This window comes from Spirillospora sp. CA-142024, from assembly GCF_050942325.1.
GTDB lineage: Bacteria > Actinomycetota > Actinomycetes > Streptosporangiales > Streptosporangiaceae > Spirillospora.
Genome location: NZ_CP192077.1, coordinates 7,775,974 through 7,796,207, shown reverse-complemented (window position 1 = coordinate 7,796,207; position 20,234 = coordinate 7,775,974). Strand labels below are relative to the sequence as shown.

Below are 20,234 nucleotides of genomic sequence, written 5' to 3'. Positions count from 1 at the left end.
CTCACTCCTCGGGGATGACTCCGCGTAGCGCGTCGGCGCCGAACAGGGGCTCGAAGACGGCGCGGTAGTCGGGCCCGCGCCGCAGGTGGTGGCCGCCGTCCACGTTGAGGATCTCGCCGGTTATCCAGGACGACTCGGGCCCGGCGAGGAACCGCGCGGCCTCGGCTATGTCGGACGGCTCGCCGACGCGGGACACGGGCATGCACGCGAGGTAGTCGTCCAGGACCGGGCCCGGGTCGGTCACCCCCGCGACGAGTTCGGTGTCGACGAGGCCGGGGCGGATGCCGTTCACGCGGATGCCCACGCCGCCCAGTTCGTCCGCGCCCTGCCGAACCAGGTGGTCGACGGCCGCCTTGGCGGGGCCGTAGGCGCCGAACCAGCGGTGGACGTTGGACGCGGCGATCGAGGAGATCGCGATGAACGAGCCGCCGCCCGTCCGCGCCATCAGCCGGGACGCGTGCTTGAGCGTGAGCATGGTGCCGGTCGCGTTCAGCTCCAGCGTCGCCCGCCAGGCCCCGGCGTCCAGGGCGGGGATCGGTCCGATCGAGGTCGTGCCGCCCGCGCACGCGATCACGGTGCGGAGCGGGGCGTGCGCGGCGGCGGCGTCCACGGCGGCCGCGACGCGGTCCTCGTCGGTGACGTCGGCGACCACGTAGCGGAGGCCGGACGGTTCGGCGGCGTCCTTAAGCCGGGCCTCGGTGCGGCCGCAGATCGTGACGTCCGCGCCGTCGGCGGCGAGGCGCCGGGCGCAGGCCAGGCCGATGCCGCTGCCGCCGCCGGTGACCAGCGCCGCCGTCCCCGTGAGGTCGCCCATCAGTGCTCCACCGTCCGGCCTCCCGAAGTGAGATTGAGATCTGGACCATCGTCTCACCAAGCAAGCGGTAGGTCTATCGTGTGCCGGGAACGGGTGGCCGCCGATGGGGCTCCGACGTCGTTGATGGACCCGTCCGGGGTGAATGTACGGAAGAATGGGGGCGGCCACGGCGAGGCGGGGGCCATGCAGAAGGGCAGGGCGTTTTGAGCGGCGATGCGCGGTTCACCGTCACCCGGACGCTGAGCAAGGATCAGCAGGCGCGGCGCGAGCGGCTGATCGACTCGGCCCGGGAACTCGCGCTGGAGGGCGGCTACCCGGCCGTCACCATGCACGATGTGGCGGACCGCGCCGGGGTCGCCCGCGCGACCGTCTACCGGTACTTCGCCACGAAGGACCATCTGCTCACCGAGGTGGCGGCGGCGTGGGCGCACCGCGTCACCGACGACATCGACGCGCTCGCGGTCGGCGACACCCCGCTGGAGCGGCTCACCGCGCTGCTGGAGCGGATCGTGCACGTGGCGGCGGAGGAGCCGACCCTGACGTCCGCGATCATCCAGGCCGTGACCTCGGACGACTCCAGCGTGGACGACGCCCGGACGGTCCTGTTCCTGTTCCTGCGCGACCGGCTCTCCACGGCGATCGGCGACCCGGTGCCGGAGCGGGACGACGTCGAGATCGTGCTCGGGCACATCCTGCTCGCCGCGCTGATCAGCCTGGCCTCGCTGCGCCAGCCGGTCGAGGAGGTCGCCGCCATGGTCCGCACCGCCGGGCGCCTGGTGCTGTCCGGTGCGCTCGCCGCGACGCCGAGCTGATCTGGTCCACTCCGCACGGCCCGGATTGGACCTGGAGAGCGGACCATCCCGGTTCTAGCGTGCTCTCGTGACGAACCCACTGCTGTTCCTGCTGGCCGCCCTGACGCTGGTCGCCATCCCCGGCCCGAACCACCTCTACATCACCACGCGCAGCATCGGTGAGGGCCGCCGCGCCGGGATCGCGTCCGCGCTCGGCGTGGAGACCGGCACGCTCGTCCACATCGGCGCCGCCGCGGCCGGACTGTCCGCCGTCGTCGCCGCGTCCGCGACCGCGTTCGGCCTGCTGCGCTACGCGGGCGCCGCATACCTCGTCTACCTCGCGTACCGGACGCTGCGCAGCCGCCACGACCCCGCCGAACCCGACCTGGAGCCGCGGCCGCTGCACCGCGTCTACCTGGACGGCGTGCTCGTGAACGTCCTCAACCCGAAGGTCGTGCTGTTCTTCCTCGCGTTCCTGCCGCAGTTCGTCGACCAGGACGCGGGCGCGGTGCCGCTGCAGATCGCGGTGATGGGGGTCGTGACCGCGCTGATCGGGCTGGCCAGCGACATCGTGTACGCGGTCGCCGCCGGCTCGATCGGCGAATGGCTGCGGGCCCGGCCCGTCTTCCGGCGGCGGCAGCGGTACGCGACCGGCCTGATCTACCTCGGTCTCGGCGCCGCCGCCGTGTTCGCCGGCCCGGGCGCCCGCCGCACCTGAGGATCGTCACTCCGCTGACAAGCGGTGGGCCGCAATGCGTCCCCGGTCGTGCAGCCCGCCGTCCGGCCGCCGGTAGCTTCCCGGGCGGGCCGCGACCTGGACATCCTGCAGACCTCCCTGCGGCTGGGCGGCCGCGTCGCGTGGCGCAGGCTCGCGACCCCGCAGGTCGTCGCCGACCTGGCCCGGCTCGCGCGTTGGCGCGTGCCGCGCACGATCGCGGCGGTCGCCCGTCGATCGATTGACCGAATTCCGTTCGAGAGCCTAGCGTGTGGAAATGATCGCCGAGCCGGCCCGACTGCCCCGGCGGCGGCTCCTCGGCTACGGAGCCGGCTCCGTCGGCACAGGTGTCTTCTCCGCGGTCCCCGGGCTGCTGCTCCTCTACTACCTGACCGATGTCCTCGGCGTGTCCGCCGCGGTCGCCGGTGTCGTCCTCGTCGTGCCCAAGACATGGGACGTCCTGCTCAACCCGGTCGTCGGCGCCGCCAGCGACCGGGAGGCCGTCCGGACGGGGCGGCGCACCCGTCTCCTGATGTTCGGCGCCCTGACGCTGCCGTTCCTGTTCGCCGCGATGTTCGCCGTGCCGGGCGGCTCTCCGGGAGTCGCCGCCGCCTGGGCCGGGATCATGTTCCTGCTGGCCGCGACCGCGTTCGCCTTCTTCCAGGTGCCGTACGTCGCGCTGCCCGCCGAGATCTCCGCCGATCCGTCCGAGCGGGGCCGTGCGATGGCGTGGCGCGTCGTCTGCCTGACGCTCGGCATCCTGGTCGCCGGCGGCGTCGCGCCCGCCCTGACCGACGCCGCCGGCGGCGGACGCGCCGGGTACGCGCTGATGGGAGCCGTGATCGGGGCCGCCATGGGCGCCGCGATGATCACCGGTGCGCTGGCGAGCCGGTGGATCCCGTCCCGTCCGGGGCCGCGCCCGCTGGGGCTGGTCGCCGCGTTGCGCACCGCCCGCGGAAACCGGCCGTTCTTCCTGCTGCTCGGCGCCTGCGTGGCGCAGTTCCTCGCCGCCGCGGTCATGCTGGCCGGCGCCCCGTACATCGCGACCTACCGGCTGGACGACTACGGGCTCACCTCGGCGATGTTCGTCTGCATGGTCGGCCCGAGCGCGTTCGCGGTGCCGCTGTGGCGGTGGCTGGCGCGCAGGTACGGGGTGATCGAATGCTACGTGGCGGGGGTGCTGCTGTTCGCCGCGACGACCGCCGCGGTGTACCCGGTGATCACGTCGACCGCCGGGGTGCTGGCGTTCGCCGGTCTGGTCGGGGTCTGCTACGCGGCGGTCCAGCTGCTGTCGCTGATGCTGCTGCCGGAGACCGTCCACGCCGACGCCGGACGCACCGGGCACGCGCAGTCCGGCGCCTTCACCGGCCTGTTCACGGCGGCGGAGACCGGCGCGCTGGCCCTCGGCCCCGGCCTCTTCGCGCTGATCCTCGCGGTGTCGTCGTTCCGGTCCTCCGCACCCGACGCCGGCGCGGCGGGGTCGCCGTCCCGGGACCTCTTCGACACCCCGGTCGTCCAGCCGGACTCGGCCCTCACCGGCATGAGCGCCGGGTTCACCTTCGTCCCCGCGCTGCTTCTGCTGCTCAGCGTCCCCCCGCTGCTGGCCTTTCGGCGGGCGAGCGTCCGCTCACGCGTAGCGGAGGCTCCGGAACCCGCCATCTGAACACCTCCCGGAGGCGGGCGGGTTCAGCGGAGCCGAGTCAGCTGCTTGACGACGGACGGCTCCTGCTTGGGCGCCTCCAGCTTCACCGGCACCTTCGCGGAGCCCGCGTCGACCACACCGGGCGTGTCGCCGAGTCCGTCGTCCGCCGACGGGTCACCGTCGAACCTGACCGGCACGGTGAGACCCGGCCAGCCGATCACGGTCACCGGGGCCGTGGCGCGCAGCGCCGTGCGGCCGTCGAGTCCGTCCTCGACCCACCCGACGATGTCCCCCTTACGCGCGAGCGGCGCCGCGACGAGCGCGCGCTCGGCCGCGACGAGGAGACTCTCCGCCGCGTTGACGGCGCCGGCCGCGTTCGGCGAGTGCTGCCCCATCACCGCGCCCACGATCAGCGTGGTCACGCCGCCGAGGTTCTTGTGCGCCGCGAACACGAAGTTCCCGCCGGCCGCGTCGGTGTATCCCGTCTTGCCGGCGACCACGCCGTTGCGACCCAGGATGAAGTTGCCGCCCTGCCGCGGGGCCCCGCCGCCGTCCGGCACGTACATCCGGTTGTTGACGATCTCGGCGAAGGCCGGGATCTGCATGGCCGCCCGCAGCAGCTTCACCTGGTCCGCGGCAGTGCTCACGGTGCGGGAGTCGTAGCCGCTCGGGTCGGTGTAGCGCGTGCTGGTCATCCCCAGCTCCTGCGCCGTCGCGTTCATCTTCGCGACGAACGCCTGGTCGCTTCCGGAGTCCCACCGGGCCAGCTCGTGCGCCACGTCGTTCGCGGAGATGATGAGAAGGGCCTCCAGCGCCTTCCGCTGCGTCAGCCGCTGGTTCGCGGTGACGCCGAGCAGCGACTCCCCGCGCCTCTTGCGCGCCGGGATCTGGGCCGCCGCCTGCGGCGACACCGTCAGCACCGGGCCCGCCTCACCGGACTTCAGCGGATGGCTGCGCAGGTAGACGTACGCCGTCATCACCTTGGCGACGCTCGCCGTGGGCGTCGGCGCCGCGCCGCCCGACGAGCCCATGGTCCCGGCCCCGTCCACGGAGATCACCGCCTGCCCGGCCGCCGGCCACGACAACGCCGGTGCCTGGCCCTGGAACGTCCGGCTCGCCGGGATGGCCAGCCGCACCGTCGGGTCGGGCGGCGGCCGCAGCAACTGCCCCGCCACGCCTCCGCCGACGAGGACCAGGACGACCACGAGAACGACGAGCCAGCGCCGTCCACGCTTCTTTTTCTTCTTCTCCTCCACCGGCGCGACCGGTGGTACCGGCAGGGGCGGCCCGTCCCAGGGCACACTCCACTGCCCGGACGTCCGCGCCGCCGGATACTCCTGCGGCGAAGCCTCCTGCGGCAAAGCCGCCGGAAGGAGCGCGCCCTGCGACGGCTCACCTTGAGGCGGCGAGCTCCGCGGTGGCGCGGCTTGTGGTGGTGCGGCTTGTGGTGGTGCGCTCTGCGGTGGTGCGGCGTCTGTGAGCGCGTCCCGTGGAGGTGTGTCCTGTGGCGGTGCGGTCTGTGGTGGTGCGGCCTGGGGAAGTGCCGCCTGCCAAGACCCGGGCTGCTTGGGGAGCACCGGCAGGCGCTCGACCCGCGTGGGTCCGGCCGTGCCGCCGGACGGCCTGGTGCTCTGCGGCGGCGCGGGGTGCCGAGGGCCGGCCTGCGGTGAGGCGGCCGTGTCATCGGCCTGGCGGTCCTGCTCCGGGGGCGCGGCTTCCGGGGAGTCCGCCCGTGACGCGGCGGCCGGTATCGGGTTGGGGCGCGTGGCCGGGACGTCGGCGGGACCTTCCGGCGGGGCCTGCGGAGGCGCGGCGTGGCGGGAGCCCGCGTGCGGTGCGGGGATCTCCGGCGGCTCGTCCTGCGTGTCCGGCACGTCGTCGGGGCGGTCTTGTGGAGCCGCGCCGCGGTGGCGTCCGGTGCCGGCGGCCGAGGGGTCCGGCTGGGGGGCCTCCGGGGGCTCACCCTCGCCGTCCGCGAGGTCATCGTCCGAATCCTCCGCCGGTGCGGCGGCGGGCGCGGGGTCGTCCTGCGGCGGAGCGGCCTGCTCGGGGGCGTCCGCCTCTGGGGACTCGTCCGCTTCCGGAGAGGGCGGAGGCGTGGGACGCCAGGGCATGGTCACCGTGGTGGAGGACGCGATGTCTTCGGTCTGCGCGCCGGTTTCCTCCGGAGCTTCGCCGGGCGCGTCCTGCTCAGGGTCCTGTTCAGGGGCTTGCTCAGAGTCCTGCTCGGAGTCCCTGGCGGCTTCCTCGCCGGAGACCTCTTCGCCATTCCAGGCGAAGTCCCAGCGGGTGTTCTGGTCCCCGTCGGCGTCCCCGTCGGCGTCCTCGGCTTCGGGCTCGGTTTCAGGCTCGGCCTCGGCCTCGGCGGGCGGAGTGAACTGGACGTACCAGGGCCCCTGCGGGGCGGCCGCCGGTTCCTCGGGCGGCTCGTCCGCGGGCTCGTCCTTCGGCTTGACGCGACGGCGAACGGCGATGTCCGGCCTGGTCAGATCGACCTTGGCGGGGATGCGGAATTCGGCGGTGCCGGTACGGGACGACTCCCTCTCCCGCTCGGTGTCGTCGTCCACGTACGGACCTTCCTCGCTCGTACTTCGCAGGCGGCGGAGCGGCCCTCTCCGGCAACCCCCGTGCTTATGAGGATGCGCAGTTTATCGGGAAGGTTCGCCGCGACCCGTAATGGCGGCCACGTGTCTCGGACCAATCTGTTCCCGGCGGGCGTGAACCCGGACGGGGGGTTGCGGAGATACACCGCTGACAACGTCCCCGCACGGGAAGGCCCGGTGCGCATGCCATGGTGGCCGCGATGACCGTTCCCCCCACGGCCCGGGAGTGCGACGCCGCTCTCATCGAGAGTTCGCTCGCCGAGCCCGAGGCGTTCGCCGCGTTGTTCGACCGCTACTCGGCGATGCTCTACCGGTACGTCTCCCGCAGGCTCGGACCGGAGGCCGCGGAGGACGTCGTGGGCGAGACGTTCCTGACGGCGTTCAGCAAGAGGCACCGCTACGACCTCGCGCAGCGGGACGCGCGGCCGTGGCTGTTCGGCATCGCCACGAAGCTGGTCGCGCGGCACCACCGGGCGGAGGGCGCGCGTTACCGGGCGCTGCGCCGAAGCCCCGTGGACGGCCCGGTGGAGGGGCCCGCCGACCGGGTGGCCGCCGGGGTGACCGCGTCGGCGTCGCGTCCCGCGCTCGCGGAGGCGCTGTCGGGCCTGGCACGGCGGGACCTGGACGTCCTGCTGCTCGTGGCGTGGGGCGACCTCGCCTACGAGGAGGTGGCGCGGGCGCTCGGCATACCGGTCGGGACGGTCCGCTCCCGTCTCAACCGGGCCCGGCGCAAGGTGCGCGCGGCGCTGGGCGGAACCGACCCGATGCGTGAGGAGGCGTGAGCGTGGACGACCTGGACCTGATCCGTGACCTCGGCCGGGGCTTGGAGCACGAGCCGCCGCCCTCCCTCGTCCGGCAGCGGAACCGGCTGCTGGACGCCGCGCGGCGGCCGCGCCGCGGGATGGGACGGGCGACGCTGCTCACGGTGGTGGCGGTGGTGACGGCCGCGGCGATCCTCGTCCCGGCCGCGTTCCTGCACGGACGGGACGCACGGCCGGCGACGACGAAGCCGACCTCGCCCGTGGCGGGCCGGGCGCTGAACGTGCTGGTCATCGGCACGGACGCGCGTGGCGGCGGCCGACCGCGCTCGGACACCCTGATGCTCGTGCACGTCCCGGCCGACCGGAAGAACCCCCGGGTGGTGAGCATCCCCCGGGACCTGATGGTGCGGATCCCCGCGTGCCCCGGCCTCCCGGCGCCGAGGCAAGGGCTGATCAACTCGGCGTACTCCGCCGGTGGCGCCGGCTGCACGCTGAAGACGGTGGAGTCGGTGACGGGCGTCCGGGTCGATCAGACCGTGGCGATCGACTTCGCCGGGTTCGTGCGGGTGGTGGACGCGCTCGGCTGGGTCGAGGTGACGGTGCCGCGGCCGGTCGCCGACTCCGCGTCCGGGCTGAAACTGCGCGCGGGCACGCAGCGGCTGGACGGGAGGCAGTCGCTCGCCTACGTCCGGGCCCGGCACGGGCTCGGGGACGGTTCGGACCTGGACCGCATCGAGCGGCAGCACGGGTTCCTGGCCTCGCTCGCACGGCGGGCCAGGGAGGTGAAGAGCGCGAATCCCTTGGCGTTCGCCAAGTTCCTCGCCATCGCGGCCCGTTCGGTCGAGACGATGCCCAGCCTGGACGTCGGCGGCCTGCGGAGCCTCGCCCGCGACTTCGACACGAGCGGTTCGGTCGGGTTCGACACGGTTCCTGTCCGTCCCGCGCCTTCGGACCCGAACCGGCTGGTGCTGGACCAGGCGGCGGCGAAGCGGATGCTCGCCCCGTTCGCGGCGCCGTGAGTGATTCCGTTTCTGCCGGGTAGGTGCCGGACGGTTCCCGGCTGCTCGGCAACGACCCTGCTCAGCAACGACCCAGAGGCGCAAGGAGTGAGGGATGGCCACGAAGGTCCGTGACATCATGACCGGCTCGCCCACGTCGGTGTCGCCAGAGCTCGATCTCGTGACCGTGGCGCGTGCGATGCGCGACGAGGAGATCGGCGCGGTCCTCGTGGCGGACGGCGACCATCTGAAAGGCGTGGTCACGGACCGCGATCTGGTGATCCGCGGGCTCGCCGCCGGCGGCGACCCCGCCCAGACCAAGATCGGCGGCATCGCCAGCCGGGTCACCGCGACGGTCGGCCCCGACGACTCCCTCGACCGGGCCGCGCAGATCATGCGGGAGCGGTCCGTGCGGCGGCTGCCCGTCATCGAGGACGGCCGCCCGGTGGGCATTGTGTCCATCGGCGACCTGGCGAAGGAGAAGGACTCCGTGTCGGCGCTCGCCGACATCGGCGCGGCGCGCCCCAACGTCTGACCCTGACCAGTGAGCGCGTCCGGTCCCGGTCGCCCATCTCCCTGCCGCCGGACGCGCTCACCCTTCGGGGAGGACGGCCAGAAGCCGGTCGAGCTCCTCCTCGCTGTTGTAGTAGTGCACGGAGGCTCGTACGGCGGTCGTCAGGGCGTTCGGGTCGTATCCGTGTGCGATCGGGTTCGTGACATTGATGTTGATGCCACGCTCCCTTGCGGCCTTCTTGATGGCGGCAGGGTCGTGACCGTCCACGGTGAACGTGACGATCCCGGACGGCCGCGCGCCCTTGTCGAGGACCGTGATGCCCGGACGGGCCGCCAGTTCCTTGCGCAGCCGTGCCGCGAGACTCAGGACGCGGCTTTCTATCCACGCCGTCCCCAGATCGGCGGCGTAGTCGGCGGCGACACCCAGGCCGATCTGCCCGGCGACGTACCGTTCCCACGTCTCGAAGCGCTGCGCGTCCTCACGCATTTCGAAGCCGTCCGGTGCCTTCCACTCTGCGGCCTGCAGATCGAGGAACGGCGGGACCAGCGTTCGCAGGATCTCGCGCCGGACGTACAGGAAGCCCGTGCCGCGCGGGCCGCGCAAGAACTTGCGTCCCGTCGCCGACAGGATGTCGCAGCCGATGTCGGTGACGTCTACCGAGAGCTGGCCGACCGATTGGCATGCGTCCAGGAGATACAGGACGCCGTGCTCACGACACAGCCGTCCGACCTCCGCGGCCGGGTTGACGAGCCCGTTGTGGGTGGGGATGTGGTTCAGCGACACCAACCGGACGTTGCCTTTGACCAGTTCGGCCTCCAGCGCGTCCAGAGAGAGGGAGCCGTCGGCCTCGTCCGGGACGACTTCCACGCGCGCACCCTTGGCCGCCGCCACCTGCTGGTAGGCGATCGCGTTGCTGGAGTATTCGCTCGTCGTCGTCAGGATGCGATCGCCGTCCGCGAAGGGAATGGAGTAGAACGCCATGTCCCAGGCGCGGGTGGCGTTCTCCACGTAGGCGATTTCGTCGGGGCGTGCGTGCAGGAGCCGTGCGACGGCGTCGTAGAAATGCTTGATGGCCGCCTCGTTCTGTTCGGCCGCCTCGTAGGCGCCGGTCGTGGACTCCAGCGCGAAGTGCTCGGCGACCGCCTCGATGACGGGGCGCGGGGGCAGCGCGGCGCCGGCGTTGTTGAGATGGGCCACCTCGGCGCAGCCGGGGGTGTCGGTCCGGATCTCCTCGATATCCACAGAACGCCCTTCGGTCGGAAAGTGTCGTACCCGCGCGAGACCCTGGTCGCGGTGGCGGCGACTTGACCTCAACCAATCTTGAGGTCACATGCTTGCTGTTCCAGGCTAACGATCACAGGGGTCTTCATGGACATGGAAGTCACGGCGTGGATGTCGCTGCATCACGCCATGAACGCGCGGGACGGCAGGCCGTTCTCCCGGGCGACGCTGCGCCGCATCGCCGCCTTCGCCCGACCGCACCGGAGGCCGCTCGCCGCCTTCCTCTTCCTCAGCGTGGTGATGGCGGTCATCGCGGTCGCGACGCCCGTGCTGGCCGGGCGGGTCGTCGACGCGATCGTCGACCGCTCCGCGACGTCGACCGTCGTGTGGCTCGCCGTGCTGATCGCGATCCTGGCTCTCGCCGAGGGCGGGCTGGGGCTGGCCAACAGGTGGCTGTCCGCCCGCATCGGCGAGGGGCTGATCCTCGATCTGCGCACCGCCGTGTTCGACCACGTGCAGCGCATGCCGGTCGCCTTCTTCACGAGGACCCGCACCGGCGCCCTGGTCAGCCGGCTCAACAACGATGTGATCGGTGCCCAGCGCGCCTTCAGCGACACGCTCTCCGGCGTGGTCAGCAACATCGTGACGGTGCTGCTCACTTTCGCCGTGATGGTGCGCATCTCCTGGCAGATCACTCTGCTGGCCCTGGTCCTGCTGCCCGTCTTCGTCCTTCCGGCGCGCCGCATGGGCAGCCGCCTGGCGCGTCTCGAACGTGAGGCCGCTTCGCACGACGCCGCGATGAGCACGCAGATGACCGAGCGCTTCTCCGCACCCGGCGCGACGCTGGTGAAGCTGTTCGGGCGTCCTGCCCGCGAGTCCGCCGAGTTCGCCGCGCGGGCGCGCCGCGTCCGCGACATCGGCGTCCGCACCGCGATGGTGCAGCACGTCTTCATCACGGCGCTCACCATGGTCTCCGCCCTCGCGCTCGCGCTCGTCTACGGCCTCGGCGGCTACCTCTCCCTGCGCGGGCACCTCGACGCAGGCGCCGTCGTCGCGCTGGCCCTGCTGCTGACCCGCCTGTACGCGCCGCTGACCGCGCTGGCCAGCGCTCGCGTCGAGGTGATGAGCGCACTCGTCAGCTTCGAGCGGGTCTTCGAGGTCCTCGACCTGAAACCGCTCGTCGCCGAGAGGCCCGACGCCCGCGACGTCCCGGACGGGCCGGTCACCGTGGAGTTCGAGAACGTCCGCTTCGCCTACCCGTCCGCCGACAAGGTCTCCCTCGCCTCGCTCGAAGAGGTCGCCACCCTCGACACCCGCGGCGGCGTCGACGTCCTGCACGACGTCTCGTTCCGCGCCGAACCCGGCCAGATGGTCGCGCTGGTCGGCTCGTCCGGCGCGGGCAAGTCGACGATCGCGCAGATGCTGCCGCGCCTCTACGACGTCGACTCCGGCACCGTGCGGCTGGGCGGCGTGGACGTCCGCGACCTGTCCTTCCAGGCCATCCGCGACACGCTCGGCATGGTCACGCAGGACGGCCACCTCTTCCACGAGTCGATCCGGGAGAACCTCCTGCTGGCCCGCCCCGAGGCGGCCGACGACGAACTCTGGGACGTGCTGCGCCGGGCCCGCCTCGACACCCTCATCGAGGGCCTGCCGGACGGTCTCGACACCATCGTCGGCGAGCGCGGCTACCGCCTCTCCGGCGGCGAACGCCAGCGCCTCACCATCGCCCGCCTCCTTCTGGCCCGCCAGCGCGTCGTGATCCTCGACGAGGCGACCGCCCACCTCGACTCGACGTCCGAGGCCGCCGTCCAGGAGGCCCTGACCGAGGCGCTCGACGGGCGCACCGCCGTGGTCATCGCCCACCGCCTCAGCACCGTCCGCGCCGCCGACCTGATCCTCGTCGTGGAGGAGGGCCGCATCATCGAACGCGGAACCCACGACGAGCTCCTCGCCGCCGAAGGCCGCTACGCCGACCTCTACCGCACCCAGTTCGCCGACGAACCACCCCTGGAACCCGTCGCCTGACCGCCACGGCGGTACGCCCGAACGCCCCGCCGACCCCGCATGCGCCGGAGGGGCCCGGCGGGCACGGCTGGTTGCGGGGTGCCGGTTTCATCGGACGGTCTTCGGCGACCCGGCCCAGCCGTGGTCGTCAGTGCAGTTCGATCTCACGTCTCAAAGGAGAAATCCCGATGAGTAATACCACTCCCGCGAAGCAGCCCGCGCATGACCCGCGCCGGTCGACCATCGCCGGCGAGCAGAAGGTCCAGCAGGACCTGGTCGCGGAACTCGACGAGAAGGTCGCGTCGGGCGAGGTGGACCCGAAGGACCTGCCGGCCCCGGGGTCCCCGAGCACATGGGGCTGATCGGCTGACCGGCTGATCGGCTGATCGGCTGAGCCCGGAGAGGCGGCCCCAGCGGCCGTCTCTCTCTTAGTTCGTGTACGCCCCCGCCGGTCAGATCCGTGCGGGGGCGTTCCAATCTGGTCTGGTCTCTACGGCAGGCGCCAGATCTGGGGGAGGCCCTTGGCGGCGCCATCGGTGGAGTAGTCGTGGATGACGTCCAGGTAGCCGGCCATCCGGGCCTGCCAGGACACGTTCACGGGAAGGTCTTCCAGGGCGGCCAGCAGGGACGGATAGTCGTCGCAGTCGATGACGTGGAAGAGGTCCAGACCGCTGCGCCAGATCGTCCAGTCGCGGGCGCCGGCCCCGCGAATGGCGTCGGTGAGTTCTGCGGGGACCTTGCGGTGGGCCCGCTCGTACTCCTCCTCCGCGCCGGGCTTGAGACGGGTGTGCAGGGCGATGCGCATCAGGACTCGTCCTCCTCGGCGTGGGTGCGTGCCCAGCCCTCGACGGCGCCGATGTGAACGGCGGCGGCGATGCGGGCGGCCTCGGGGTCGCGGTCGGTCAGGGCACGGTAGATGGCCTCGTGCTCGCGGAACGTCCGGGCGAAGACGTGCTCCTCCTCGTAACCCCGCCAGACGCGGGCGCGGAAGGTGCGGTTGTTCAGGCCGCCCAGGATCGCCGACAGGACGGGGTTGCCCGCCGCCTCGGTGATGAGGCGGTGGAACTCCATGTCGTGGCCGACGATCTCCTCCGAGGTCGTCCCGCGCTCCATCGCCCGCATCTCGGCGCGCAGCCGGGCCAGCCCCTCCTCGGTGATGCGCGCGGCGGCCGTGGACGCGGCGGCCGGTTCGAGGATCTTGCGGACCTGGACGAGATGCACCAGGGTCTCGCCGCGCGAGATCTCCGCGACCGCACCGAACGTCTCCAGCAGGTCGCTGGGTTCCAACCGCGTCACGTACACCCCGGCGCCATGTCTGGCCTCCAGGATGCCGAGCATGGTGAGCGCCCGGATGGCCTCCCGCATCGAGCTGCGCGACAGGCCCAGCTCGGCCGCGAGGTCGCGCTCGGTCGGAAGCCGCTGTCCCGGGAGGAGGTCGCCCGAGGCCAGCTTGGCCTTGATCTGTTCGATCGCCCGCTGCGTCACGGTCGTCTTGGGTGCGGGCTCTTCGGTCACACCTTGTCTCCTCTCGGTGCCGACATCTTGGCATGAGCGATGTGGTCGGACCAATTTGCCGCAAGTAACAACATCGTAACGAGACTTGCCAGGCATTGCCCCCCAAATGGTCTGATGACGGAAGAAGAGATCCGATGACTTCTCATCGGGCTGTGGACGATGGGGGGACGACCAGGTGAAGCTTCTGCGTGTGGGGCCGGAGGGCGCCGAACGCCCCGCGGTTCTGGCCGACGACGGCACGCCGCTCGATCTGTCGGGGGTCACCGACGACATCGACGGCCGGTTCCTGGCCGAGGGCCTGGGACGCGCCGGCAGCGCGCGGGACGCGGGCGATCTGCCCTCGATCGCCGAGCCCGGGCGCATCGGCGCTCCCCTGGCGCGTCCCGGCAAGGTCGTGTGCATCGGCCTCAACTACCGTGACCATGCCGAGGAGACCGGCGCCGAGCCGCCGTCCGAGCCCGTGGTGTTCATGAAGGCGTCCAACACGGTCGTCGGGCCGGACGACGGGGTGCTGATACCGCGCGGCAGTGTCAAGACCGACTACGAGGTGGAACTCGCCGTCGTTCTGGGCGGACGGGCGAGCTATCTGAACTCCCCGGCCGAGGCGCGCGAGCTGATCGCCGGCTATGCGATCAGCAACGACGTGTCGGAGCGGGAGTTCCAGCTCGAACGCGGCGGCACATGGGACAAGGGAAAGTCCTGTGAGACCTTCAACCCGCTCGGCCCCTACCTGGTGACCGCCGATGAGATCCCCGACCCGCAGGACCTGGCGCTGAGGCTCTGGGTGAACGGTGAACTCCGCCAGGACGGCACCACCAAGAACATGATCTTCAGCGTGGACCACGTGATCTGGTACCTGAGCCAGTTCATGGTGCTGGACCCGGGCGACGTCATCAACACCGGGACCCCGGCAGGTGTGGCCCTGGGTCGTCCCGGCGAGCCGTATCTGAGGCCGGGCGACATCGTGGAGGTCGAGATCGAGGGCCTCGGCGGCCAGCGTCAGGTGGTGGCGTGAGGATCCGGGCGCTGGAGGCGCACGACATCCGCTTCCCCACCTCGCGGGAGCTGGACGGGTCGGACGCGATGAACCCCGATCCCGACTATTCGGCCGCCTACGTCGTGCTCCGCACCGACGGGGGGCCGGAGGGGCACGGGTTCTGCTTCACCATCGGGCGTGGCAACGAGGTGTGCGTCGCCGCGATCAGGGCGTTCGCGCCGCTGGTCGTGGGCGCCGAACTCGATCTCGCCGACCTGGGGGAGTTCTCCCGGCGGCTGCTGCACGACTCGCAGTTGCGCTGGCTCGGGCCGGAGAAGGGCGCGGTGCACATGGCCGCCGCGGCGATCATCAATGCCGCCTTCGACCTGGCCGGGAAGGTGGCCGGTATCCCGGTCTGGCGGCTGCTGGGGGAGATGGCGCCCGAGCAGATCGTGGATCTGGCCGACTGGCGGTACCTGACCGACGCGCTCACGCCGTCCCGCGCGCTGGAGCTTCTCAAGGACACCGCGCCGGGGCGCGCCGAGCGGACCGCGACCCTTCTCGGCCGCGGTTATCCCGCCTACACCACGACGCCGGGCTGGCTCGGCTACTCCGACGGCAAGCTCGTCCGGCTGGCCCGTGAGGCGGTGGCCGACGGCTTCACCCAGATCAAGCTGAAGGTCGGCGCCGACCTGGAGGAGGACGTCCGCCGTCTGCGGCTGGCCCGCGAGGCCGTGGGGCCGGACGTCCGGATCGCGGTGGACGCCAACCAGCGCTGGGACGTGGCGCCCGCGATCGAATGGGTGCGGGCGCTCCAGCCGTTCGACCCGTACTGGATCGAGGAGCCGACCAGCCCGGACGACGTCCTCGGGCACGCGGCGATCCGCCGGGGTGTGGCGCCGGTCAAGGTCGCCACCGGCGAGCACATCGCCAACCGGGTGCTGGTGAAGCAGATGCTTCAGGCGGAGGCGATCGACATCCTCCAGCTCGACGCCTGCCGGGTCGCGGGCGTCACCGAGAATGTGGCGATCCTGCTGCTCGCCGCCGCGTACGGCGTCCCGGTCTGCCCGCACGCCGGCGGGGTCGGGCTCTGCGAGGTCGTCCAGCATCTGGCGATGTTCGACTACGTCGCCGTGAGCGGCACCACCCAGGACCGGGTGATCGAGTACGTCGACCACCTGCACGAGCACTTCCTCGACCCGGTGCGGATCGTGGACGGCCGCTACGTGACTCCCACCGCACCCGGAATGTCCACCGAGATGAGGGCGGAGACCCTCGCCACCCACGCCCACCCCGACGGCGAGGTCTGGAGGAACGACAACCGATGGAGTTCGACGGAATCAAGGCCCTGGTGACCGGCGGCGCGTCCGGCATCGGCCTCGCCACCGCCCGGCTGCTGGCCGAGCGCGGGGCCGAGGTCGTCTGCCTGGACGTCAACGCCGCTCCCGAGGCGTTCTTCACGGTCAAGGCGGACGTCACCGACGACCGCTCGGTGCGCGGGGCCGTCCAGGAAGCGGTCGCCCGTCTCGGCGGCCTGGACGTCCTGGTCAACAACGCCGGGATCGGCGCCCAGGGAACCGTCGAGGGCAACGACGACGAGGAGTGGCGCAGGGTCTTCGACGTCAACGTGATCGGCATGGTGCGCGTGACCCGGGCCGCCCTGCCGCACCTGCGCGAGTCCGGACACGGGGCCATCGTGAACACCTGCTCGATCGCCGCCACCGCGGGGCTTCCCGACCGGGCTCTGTACTCGGCGACCAAGGGTGCCGTGCAGTCGCTCACCCTGGCGATGGCCGCGGACCATCTTCGCGAGGGCATCCGGGTGACCTGCGTGAACCCGGGCACGGCCGACACCCCGTGGATCGATCGCCTCCTGGAGCGGGCGGACGATCCCGAGGCCGAGCGCGTGGCACTCAACGCCCGCCAGCCCAGCGGGCGGCTGGTGACCCCGGAGGAGGTCGCCGCGGCGATCGCCTACCTCGCCGGCCCGCACGCCTCCGCCACCACGGGCGTCGCGCTCGCGGTCGACGGCGGCATGCAGGGCCTGCGGCTTCGCCCTTCCTCCTGACCGAACCATCCGAGGAGAAGCACCATGATGATCCGCACCAAGATCGTGACCGGGGCGGCCGCCGCGCTGACCGCCGCCCTGGTCGCCGGCTGTGGCAGCACCTCCGACTCCGGCGGCGGCTCCGACGCGGGCGGCGGCGGGAAGAGCGGCAAGGTCGGGGTCGACCTGCCGTTGCTGACCTCGCCTTTCTGGCAGGCCTACAACGACTACGTCCCGCAGATGGCCAAGCAGCAGGGCGTGGACATCCTGCCGACGGTCAACTCCAATTCCGAGCCGACGCAGCAGATCACCGACATCAACAACCTGATCAACCAGAACGTGCGGGGCCTGGTCGTCGCGCCGCTCGACAGTGCCGCGATCGTGGCCGGGCTCAACCAGGCCGACCGCAAGGGCGTCCCGGTCGTGGCCGTGGACGTCGCCCCCGACAAGGGGAAGGTCGCGATGGTCGTCCGGGCGGACAACAAGGCCTATGGCGAGAAGGCCTGCGACTACCTCGGCAAGACCGTCAAGGAGGGCAAGGTCGTCCAGATCCAGGGCGACCTGGCCTCGGTGAACGGGCGGGAACGCTCCGAGGCGTTCCGGTCCTGTGTGAAGTCGAGGTTCCCCAAGCTCAAGGTGCTGGAGATCCCGGCCGAGTGGAAGTCGGAGAAGGCGGCGTCCGGGCTCGACAGCCTCCTGAACGCCAACCCCGATCTGAAGGGCGTCTACATGCAGGCCGGCGGCGTGTACCTGGCCCCGACCCTGCAGGTGCTCAAGAGCAAGAAGCTGCTCTTCAAGGCCGGCGATCCCAAGCACATAGCGATCGTCTCCAATGACGGCATCCCGCAGGAGTTCGCCGCGATCCGCAGCGGCGAGATCGACGCGACCGTGTCGCAGCCCGCGGACGCCTACGCCAAGTGGGGCATGTACTACATCAAGGCCGCGATGGAGGGGAAGACGTTCCAGCCCGGCAAGACCGACCATGGCAGCGAGATCGTCAAGTTGCCCAGCGGGATTCTGGAGGACCAGCTCCCGGCCCCGCTCGTCACCAAGGCCAACGTCGACGACCCGTCGCTGTGGGGGAACTCGGTGGGCAAATGATGGACGCGGACGGCGATGTCCCGCTCGCCGAAGCGATCGACGTGAGCAAGCGCTTCGGTTCGACGGTGGCGCTGGCGGACGCGCGCCTCCGGGTGATGCCGGGCGAGTCGCACGCCCTGGTGGGACGCAACGGCGCGGGCAAGTCGACCCTGGTCAACGTGCTCACGGGCATCTTCCCGCCGGACGGCGGCGAGGTGCTCTTCGACGGCGAGCCCGCGCCGTCGACCGGTGACCGCGACGCCTGGCGTTCGAGGGTGGCCTGCGTCTACCAGAAGTCGACGATCATCCCCGGGCTCACCGTCGCGGAGAACCTGTTCATCAACCGGCAGCCCGGCTCACGCGGCGTGATCGGCTGGAAGCGGATGCGCCGCGAGGCCGCCGACCTGCTCGCGGGCTGGGACGTCCAGGTCGACCCGGCGGCCGAGGCGGGGAGCCTCGACGTTCAGGACCGGCAGTTCGTCGAGATCGCCCGCGCGCTGTCCTTCGGGGCGCGGTTCATCATCCTGGACGAACCCACCGCCCATCTCGACAACGCCGAGATCGAGCGGCTGTTCACCCGGATGCGGTCGCTCCAGGAGGCGGGGGTGACGTTCCTGTTCATCTCCCACCACCTCCAGGAGGTCTACGAGGTCTGCCAGACCGTCACGGTCTTCCGCGACGCCCGCTGGATCACCACCGCGCCGGTGGGCGAGCTGGCCAAGAGCGCGCTGGTCGAGGCGATGACCGGGGAGGCCGCCGCCCTCGGCCGCAGCACCGGGAAGCGTGAGCCGGTCAGGTCCGAGGTCAGGCTGGAGGTCGAGGACCTGACGGACGGGGCGTTCACCGGAGTGAATCTCAGTGTTCGGCGCGGTGAGGTCCTCGGGCTGGCGGGGTCCAGCTCCAGCGGCAAGATCGAGCTGGCGGAGACGCTGGTCGGGCTGCGCAAGCCGCGCGGCGGCTGTGCCCTGCTGGACGGCAGAGCGCTGCCGTTCGGCGACGTCCGGAAGGCGATCTCCGCCGGGATCGGATTCGTCCCGCGCGACCGGCACCGCGAAGGCCTCGTCCCCGAGCTGTCGGTGGGCGAGAACGCGACCATGACCATCGCCGGACGCCTGGGCCCCTACGGGATCATCGGCCCGAAGCGGCTGCGGGAGGCCGCGACGGAGTCGATCTCCGGCCTCGACATCAAGACCCAGGGCCCCGACCAGCCGGTGACCGGGTTGTCCGGCGGCAACCAGCAGAAGGTCGTCATGGCCCGCGCGCTGGCCGTCGAGCCCCGGTTGCTGGTCCTGGTCAACCCGACCGCCGGGGTCGACGTGAAGTCGAAGGAGTCACTGCTCGGCGTGGTGGACGAGATCCGCAAGCGGGGCACTTCCGTGATCATCATCTCCGACGAGCTGGACGACCTCAGGCCCTGCGACCGGGTCCTGGTCCTCTTCCACGGGCGGGTGACCGCCGAGCACGCCGTCGGCTGGAACGACCACGAGCTGGTCGCATCGATCGAAGGGGTCTCTCCATGACGCACACTGTGGCCAAACCCCGGGCCCGCACCGAGCCGTCGGCCGCGGCGGGCGCCGCGCTGCGCCGGATGCGCGAGTTCGCCCTGGTCCCGGCGCTGATCGCGCTGGTGGTGCTGGGGACGGTCGTCAACGACAGCTTCATGACCGAGCGCAACGTCATCAGCATTCTCGGCGCCTCGGCCGCGCTGGCCCTGGTGGTGCTGGCCGAATCGCTCATCCTGATCACCGGCAAGATCGACCTGTCGCTGGAGTCGACGGTCGGGATCGCGCCCGGCCTCGGCGCCCTGCTGGTGATCCCCGCGGCCTCGGCCGGATTCGGGACCGAGATCCCCGCCTTCGCCGGCATCCTCGCGATCTTCGTGGTGGGCGGCGTGATCGGGGCCTTCAACGGGTTCCTGTCGGTCAAGCTCAAGCTCAACTCCTTCATCGTGTCGCTGGCCATGCTGATCGTCCTGCGCGGTCTGCTGACCGGCGCGACCGAGGGCAAGACGCTGTTCGACATGCCCGAGCCGTTCTTCTCGATCGCGACCACCACGTTCCTGAAGCTGCCGGTGTCGGTGTGGCTGGCGGTGGCCGCCTTCGGCGTGGCCGGATTCGTCCTGCGCTACCACCGGCTGGGGCGCGCGCTGTACGCGATCGGCGGCAACGCCGAGGCTGCCCGCGCGGCCGGCATCCGCGTCGAGCGCGTGACCTGGGCCGTCTATGTCATCGCCGGAGTCCTCGCGGCGGCCGCCGGGCTCTGTCTCACCGGGTACGTCGGCGCGATCAACGCCAACCAGGGCCAGAACATGATCTTCACCGTGATGGCCGCGGCCGTCATCGGCGGGATCTCGATGAACGGCGGCAAGGGCACCATGACCGGTGCCATCACCGGTGTGCTGCTGCTCGGCGTCGTCGACAACCTGCTCACCCTCGCCCAGGTCGCGTCCTTCTGGAAACAGGCCATCTACGGCGGGATCATCCTGATCGCGCTGGTCATCTCGCGTGTGACGTCCGGGAAGGCCCAGGAGTGACATCGAGGTGGACCGCG

At 71.5% G+C, this 20,234-nt stretch carries 19 protein-coding genes; 14 read left to right on the top strand and 5 right to left on the bottom strand.

Annotation, left to right across the window (positions count from 1 at the left end; genetic code table 11):
• Position 1 precedes the first annotated feature (1 nt).
• The gene (locus ACQPZP_RS36940; RefSeq protein WP_433474306.1) at positions 2–814 is read right to left on the bottom strand and encodes an SDR family oxidoreductase; all 813 of its coding nucleotides are present in this window, start codon (positions 812–814) and stop codon (positions 2–4) included.
• A 203-nt stretch (positions 815–1,017) separates the two neighbouring features.
• Between ACQPZP_RS36940 and ACQPZP_RS36935 the strand changes: the two genes are divergently transcribed.
• The 3 genes from ACQPZP_RS36935 to ACQPZP_RS36925 all read left to right on the top strand — a co-directional run bounded on the left by ACQPZP_RS36935 (position 1,018) and on the right by ACQPZP_RS36925 (position 3,983).
• Positions 1,018–1,626 (top strand): TetR/AcrR family transcriptional regulator, encoded by a 609-nt coding sequence (locus tag ACQPZP_RS36935; protein WP_433474305.1) that lies wholly within the window; start codon positions 1,018–1,020, stop codon positions 1,624–1,626.
• A 67-nt stretch (positions 1,627–1,693) separates the two neighbouring features.
• On the top strand, positions 1,694–2,323 hold the full coding sequence (locus tag ACQPZP_RS36930) for a LysE family translocator (RefSeq protein WP_433474304.1): 630 nt from the start codon (positions 1,694–1,696) through the stop codon (positions 2,321–2,323).
• A gap of 274 nt (positions 2,324–2,597) precedes the next feature.
• Complete coding sequence (locus ACQPZP_RS36925) at positions 2,598–3,983, top strand: MFS transporter (protein WP_433474303.1); 1,386 nt, start codon at positions 2,598–2,600, stop codon at positions 3,981–3,983.
• Positions 3,984–4,006: 23 nt separating this feature from the next.
• Here ACQPZP_RS36925 and ACQPZP_RS36920 read toward each other — a convergent pair whose 3' ends face one another.
• Positions 4,007–6,529 carry a hypothetical protein gene (locus ACQPZP_RS36920; RefSeq protein ID WP_433474302.1) on the bottom strand — a complete coding sequence of 841 codons (2,523 nt, stop codon included), beginning with the start codon at positions 6,527–6,529 and terminating at the stop codon, positions 4,007–4,009.
• A gap of 236 nt (positions 6,530–6,765) precedes the next feature.
• Here ACQPZP_RS36920 and ACQPZP_RS36915 point away from each other — a divergent pair, with 236 nt between their 5' ends.
• The 3 genes from ACQPZP_RS36915 (at position 6,766) to ACQPZP_RS36905 (ending at position 8,859) form a co-directional block, all read left to right on the top strand.
• A complete protein-coding gene (locus tag ACQPZP_RS36915; RefSeq protein ID WP_433474301.1) occupies positions 6,766–7,347 on the top strand; it encodes an RNA polymerase sigma factor in 582 nt (193 codons plus the stop codon).
• Positions 7,344–8,345: an LCP family protein gene (locus ACQPZP_RS36910; RefSeq protein WP_433474300.1), complete on the top strand. Its 1,002-nt coding sequence runs from the start codon at positions 7,344–7,346 to the stop codon at positions 8,343–8,345. The genes ACQPZP_RS36915 and ACQPZP_RS36910 overlap by 4 nt, the downstream gene beginning before the upstream one ends.
• Positions 8,346–8,439: 94 nt before the next feature.
• Complete coding sequence (locus ACQPZP_RS36905; RefSeq protein WP_433464242.1) at positions 8,440–8,859, top strand: CBS domain-containing protein; 420 nt, start codon at positions 8,440–8,442, stop codon at positions 8,857–8,859.
• Positions 8,860–8,916: 57 nt separating this feature from the next.
• Here the strand turns inward: ACQPZP_RS36905 and ACQPZP_RS36900 are convergent, their stop codons facing one another.
• Complete coding sequence (locus ACQPZP_RS36900) at positions 8,917–10,080, bottom strand: aminotransferase class V-fold PLP-dependent enzyme (RefSeq protein WP_433474299.1); 1,164 nt, start codon at positions 10,078–10,080, stop codon at positions 8,917–8,919.
• Positions 10,081–10,206: 126 nt separating this feature from the next.
• Here ACQPZP_RS36900 and ACQPZP_RS36895 point away from each other — a divergent pair, with 126 nt between their 5' ends.
• Both ACQPZP_RS36895 and ACQPZP_RS36890 read left to right on the top strand, forming a co-directional pair.
• Positions 10,207–12,087 carry an ABC transporter ATP-binding protein gene (locus ACQPZP_RS36895; protein WP_433474298.1) on the top strand — a complete coding sequence of 627 codons (1,881 nt, stop codon included), beginning with the start codon at positions 10,207–10,209 and terminating at the stop codon, positions 12,085–12,087.
• A 167-nt stretch (positions 12,088–12,254) separates the two neighbouring features.
• Positions 12,255–12,428: a hypothetical protein gene (locus ACQPZP_RS36890; RefSeq protein ID WP_433474297.1), complete on the top strand. Its 174-nt coding sequence runs from the start codon at positions 12,255–12,257 to the stop codon at positions 12,426–12,428.
• A gap of 128 nt (positions 12,429–12,556) precedes the next feature.
• On the opposite strand, the gene ACQPZP_RS36885 is transcribed toward ACQPZP_RS36890, so the two are convergent.
• Both ACQPZP_RS36885 and ACQPZP_RS36880 read right to left on the bottom strand, forming a co-directional pair.
• Positions 12,557–12,871 carry an L-rhamnose mutarotase gene (locus tag ACQPZP_RS36885; protein ID WP_433474296.1) on the bottom strand — a complete coding sequence of 105 codons (315 nt, stop codon included), beginning with the start codon at positions 12,869–12,871 and terminating at the stop codon, positions 12,557–12,559.
• Positions 12,871–13,581 (bottom strand): FadR/GntR family transcriptional regulator, encoded by a 711-nt coding sequence (locus ACQPZP_RS36880; protein WP_433474295.1) that lies wholly within the window; start codon positions 13,579–13,581, stop codon positions 12,871–12,873. Before ACQPZP_RS36880 ends, ACQPZP_RS36885 begins: the two co-directional genes overlap by 1 nt.
• Positions 13,582–13,756: 175 nt before the next feature.
• On the opposite strand from ACQPZP_RS36880, the gene ACQPZP_RS36875 reads away from it, so the two are divergent.
• From ACQPZP_RS36875 to ACQPZP_RS36850, 6 genes are read left to right on the top strand one after another with little or no spacing between them, the layout of a single operon-like run.
• A complete protein-coding gene (locus ACQPZP_RS36875; RefSeq protein WP_433474294.1) occupies positions 13,757–14,596 on the top strand; it encodes a fumarylacetoacetate hydrolase family protein in 840 nt (279 codons plus the stop codon).
• Positions 14,593–15,912, top strand: coding sequence for an enolase C-terminal domain-like protein (locus ACQPZP_RS36870; RefSeq protein WP_433474293.1), 1,320 nt, complete (start codon positions 14,593–14,595; stop codon positions 15,910–15,912). Before ACQPZP_RS36875 ends, ACQPZP_RS36870 begins: the two co-directional genes overlap by 4 nt.
• Positions 15,882–16,625 (top strand): SDR family NAD(P)-dependent oxidoreductase, encoded by a 744-nt coding sequence (locus ACQPZP_RS36865; protein ID WP_433474292.1) that lies wholly within the window; start codon positions 15,882–15,884, stop codon positions 16,623–16,625. Before ACQPZP_RS36870 ends, ACQPZP_RS36865 begins: the two co-directional genes overlap by 31 nt.
• Before the next feature lie 24 nt (positions 16,626–16,649).
• Complete coding sequence (locus tag ACQPZP_RS36860) at positions 16,650–17,705, top strand: sugar ABC transporter substrate-binding protein (protein WP_433474291.1); 1,056 nt, start codon at positions 16,650–16,652, stop codon at positions 17,703–17,705.
• Positions 17,702–19,204 carry a sugar ABC transporter ATP-binding protein gene (locus ACQPZP_RS36855; protein ID WP_433474290.1) on the top strand — a complete coding sequence of 501 codons (1,503 nt, stop codon included), beginning with the start codon at positions 17,702–17,704 and terminating at the stop codon, positions 19,202–19,204. Before ACQPZP_RS36860 ends, ACQPZP_RS36855 begins: the two co-directional genes overlap by 4 nt.
• Positions 19,201–20,217, top strand: a complete 1,017-nt coding sequence (locus tag ACQPZP_RS36850; RefSeq protein WP_433474289.1) for an ABC transporter permease — start codon at positions 19,201–19,203, stop codon at positions 20,215–20,217. The genes ACQPZP_RS36855 and ACQPZP_RS36850 overlap by 4 nt, the downstream gene beginning before the upstream one ends.
• Positions 20,218–20,234: the final 17 nt, after the last annotated feature.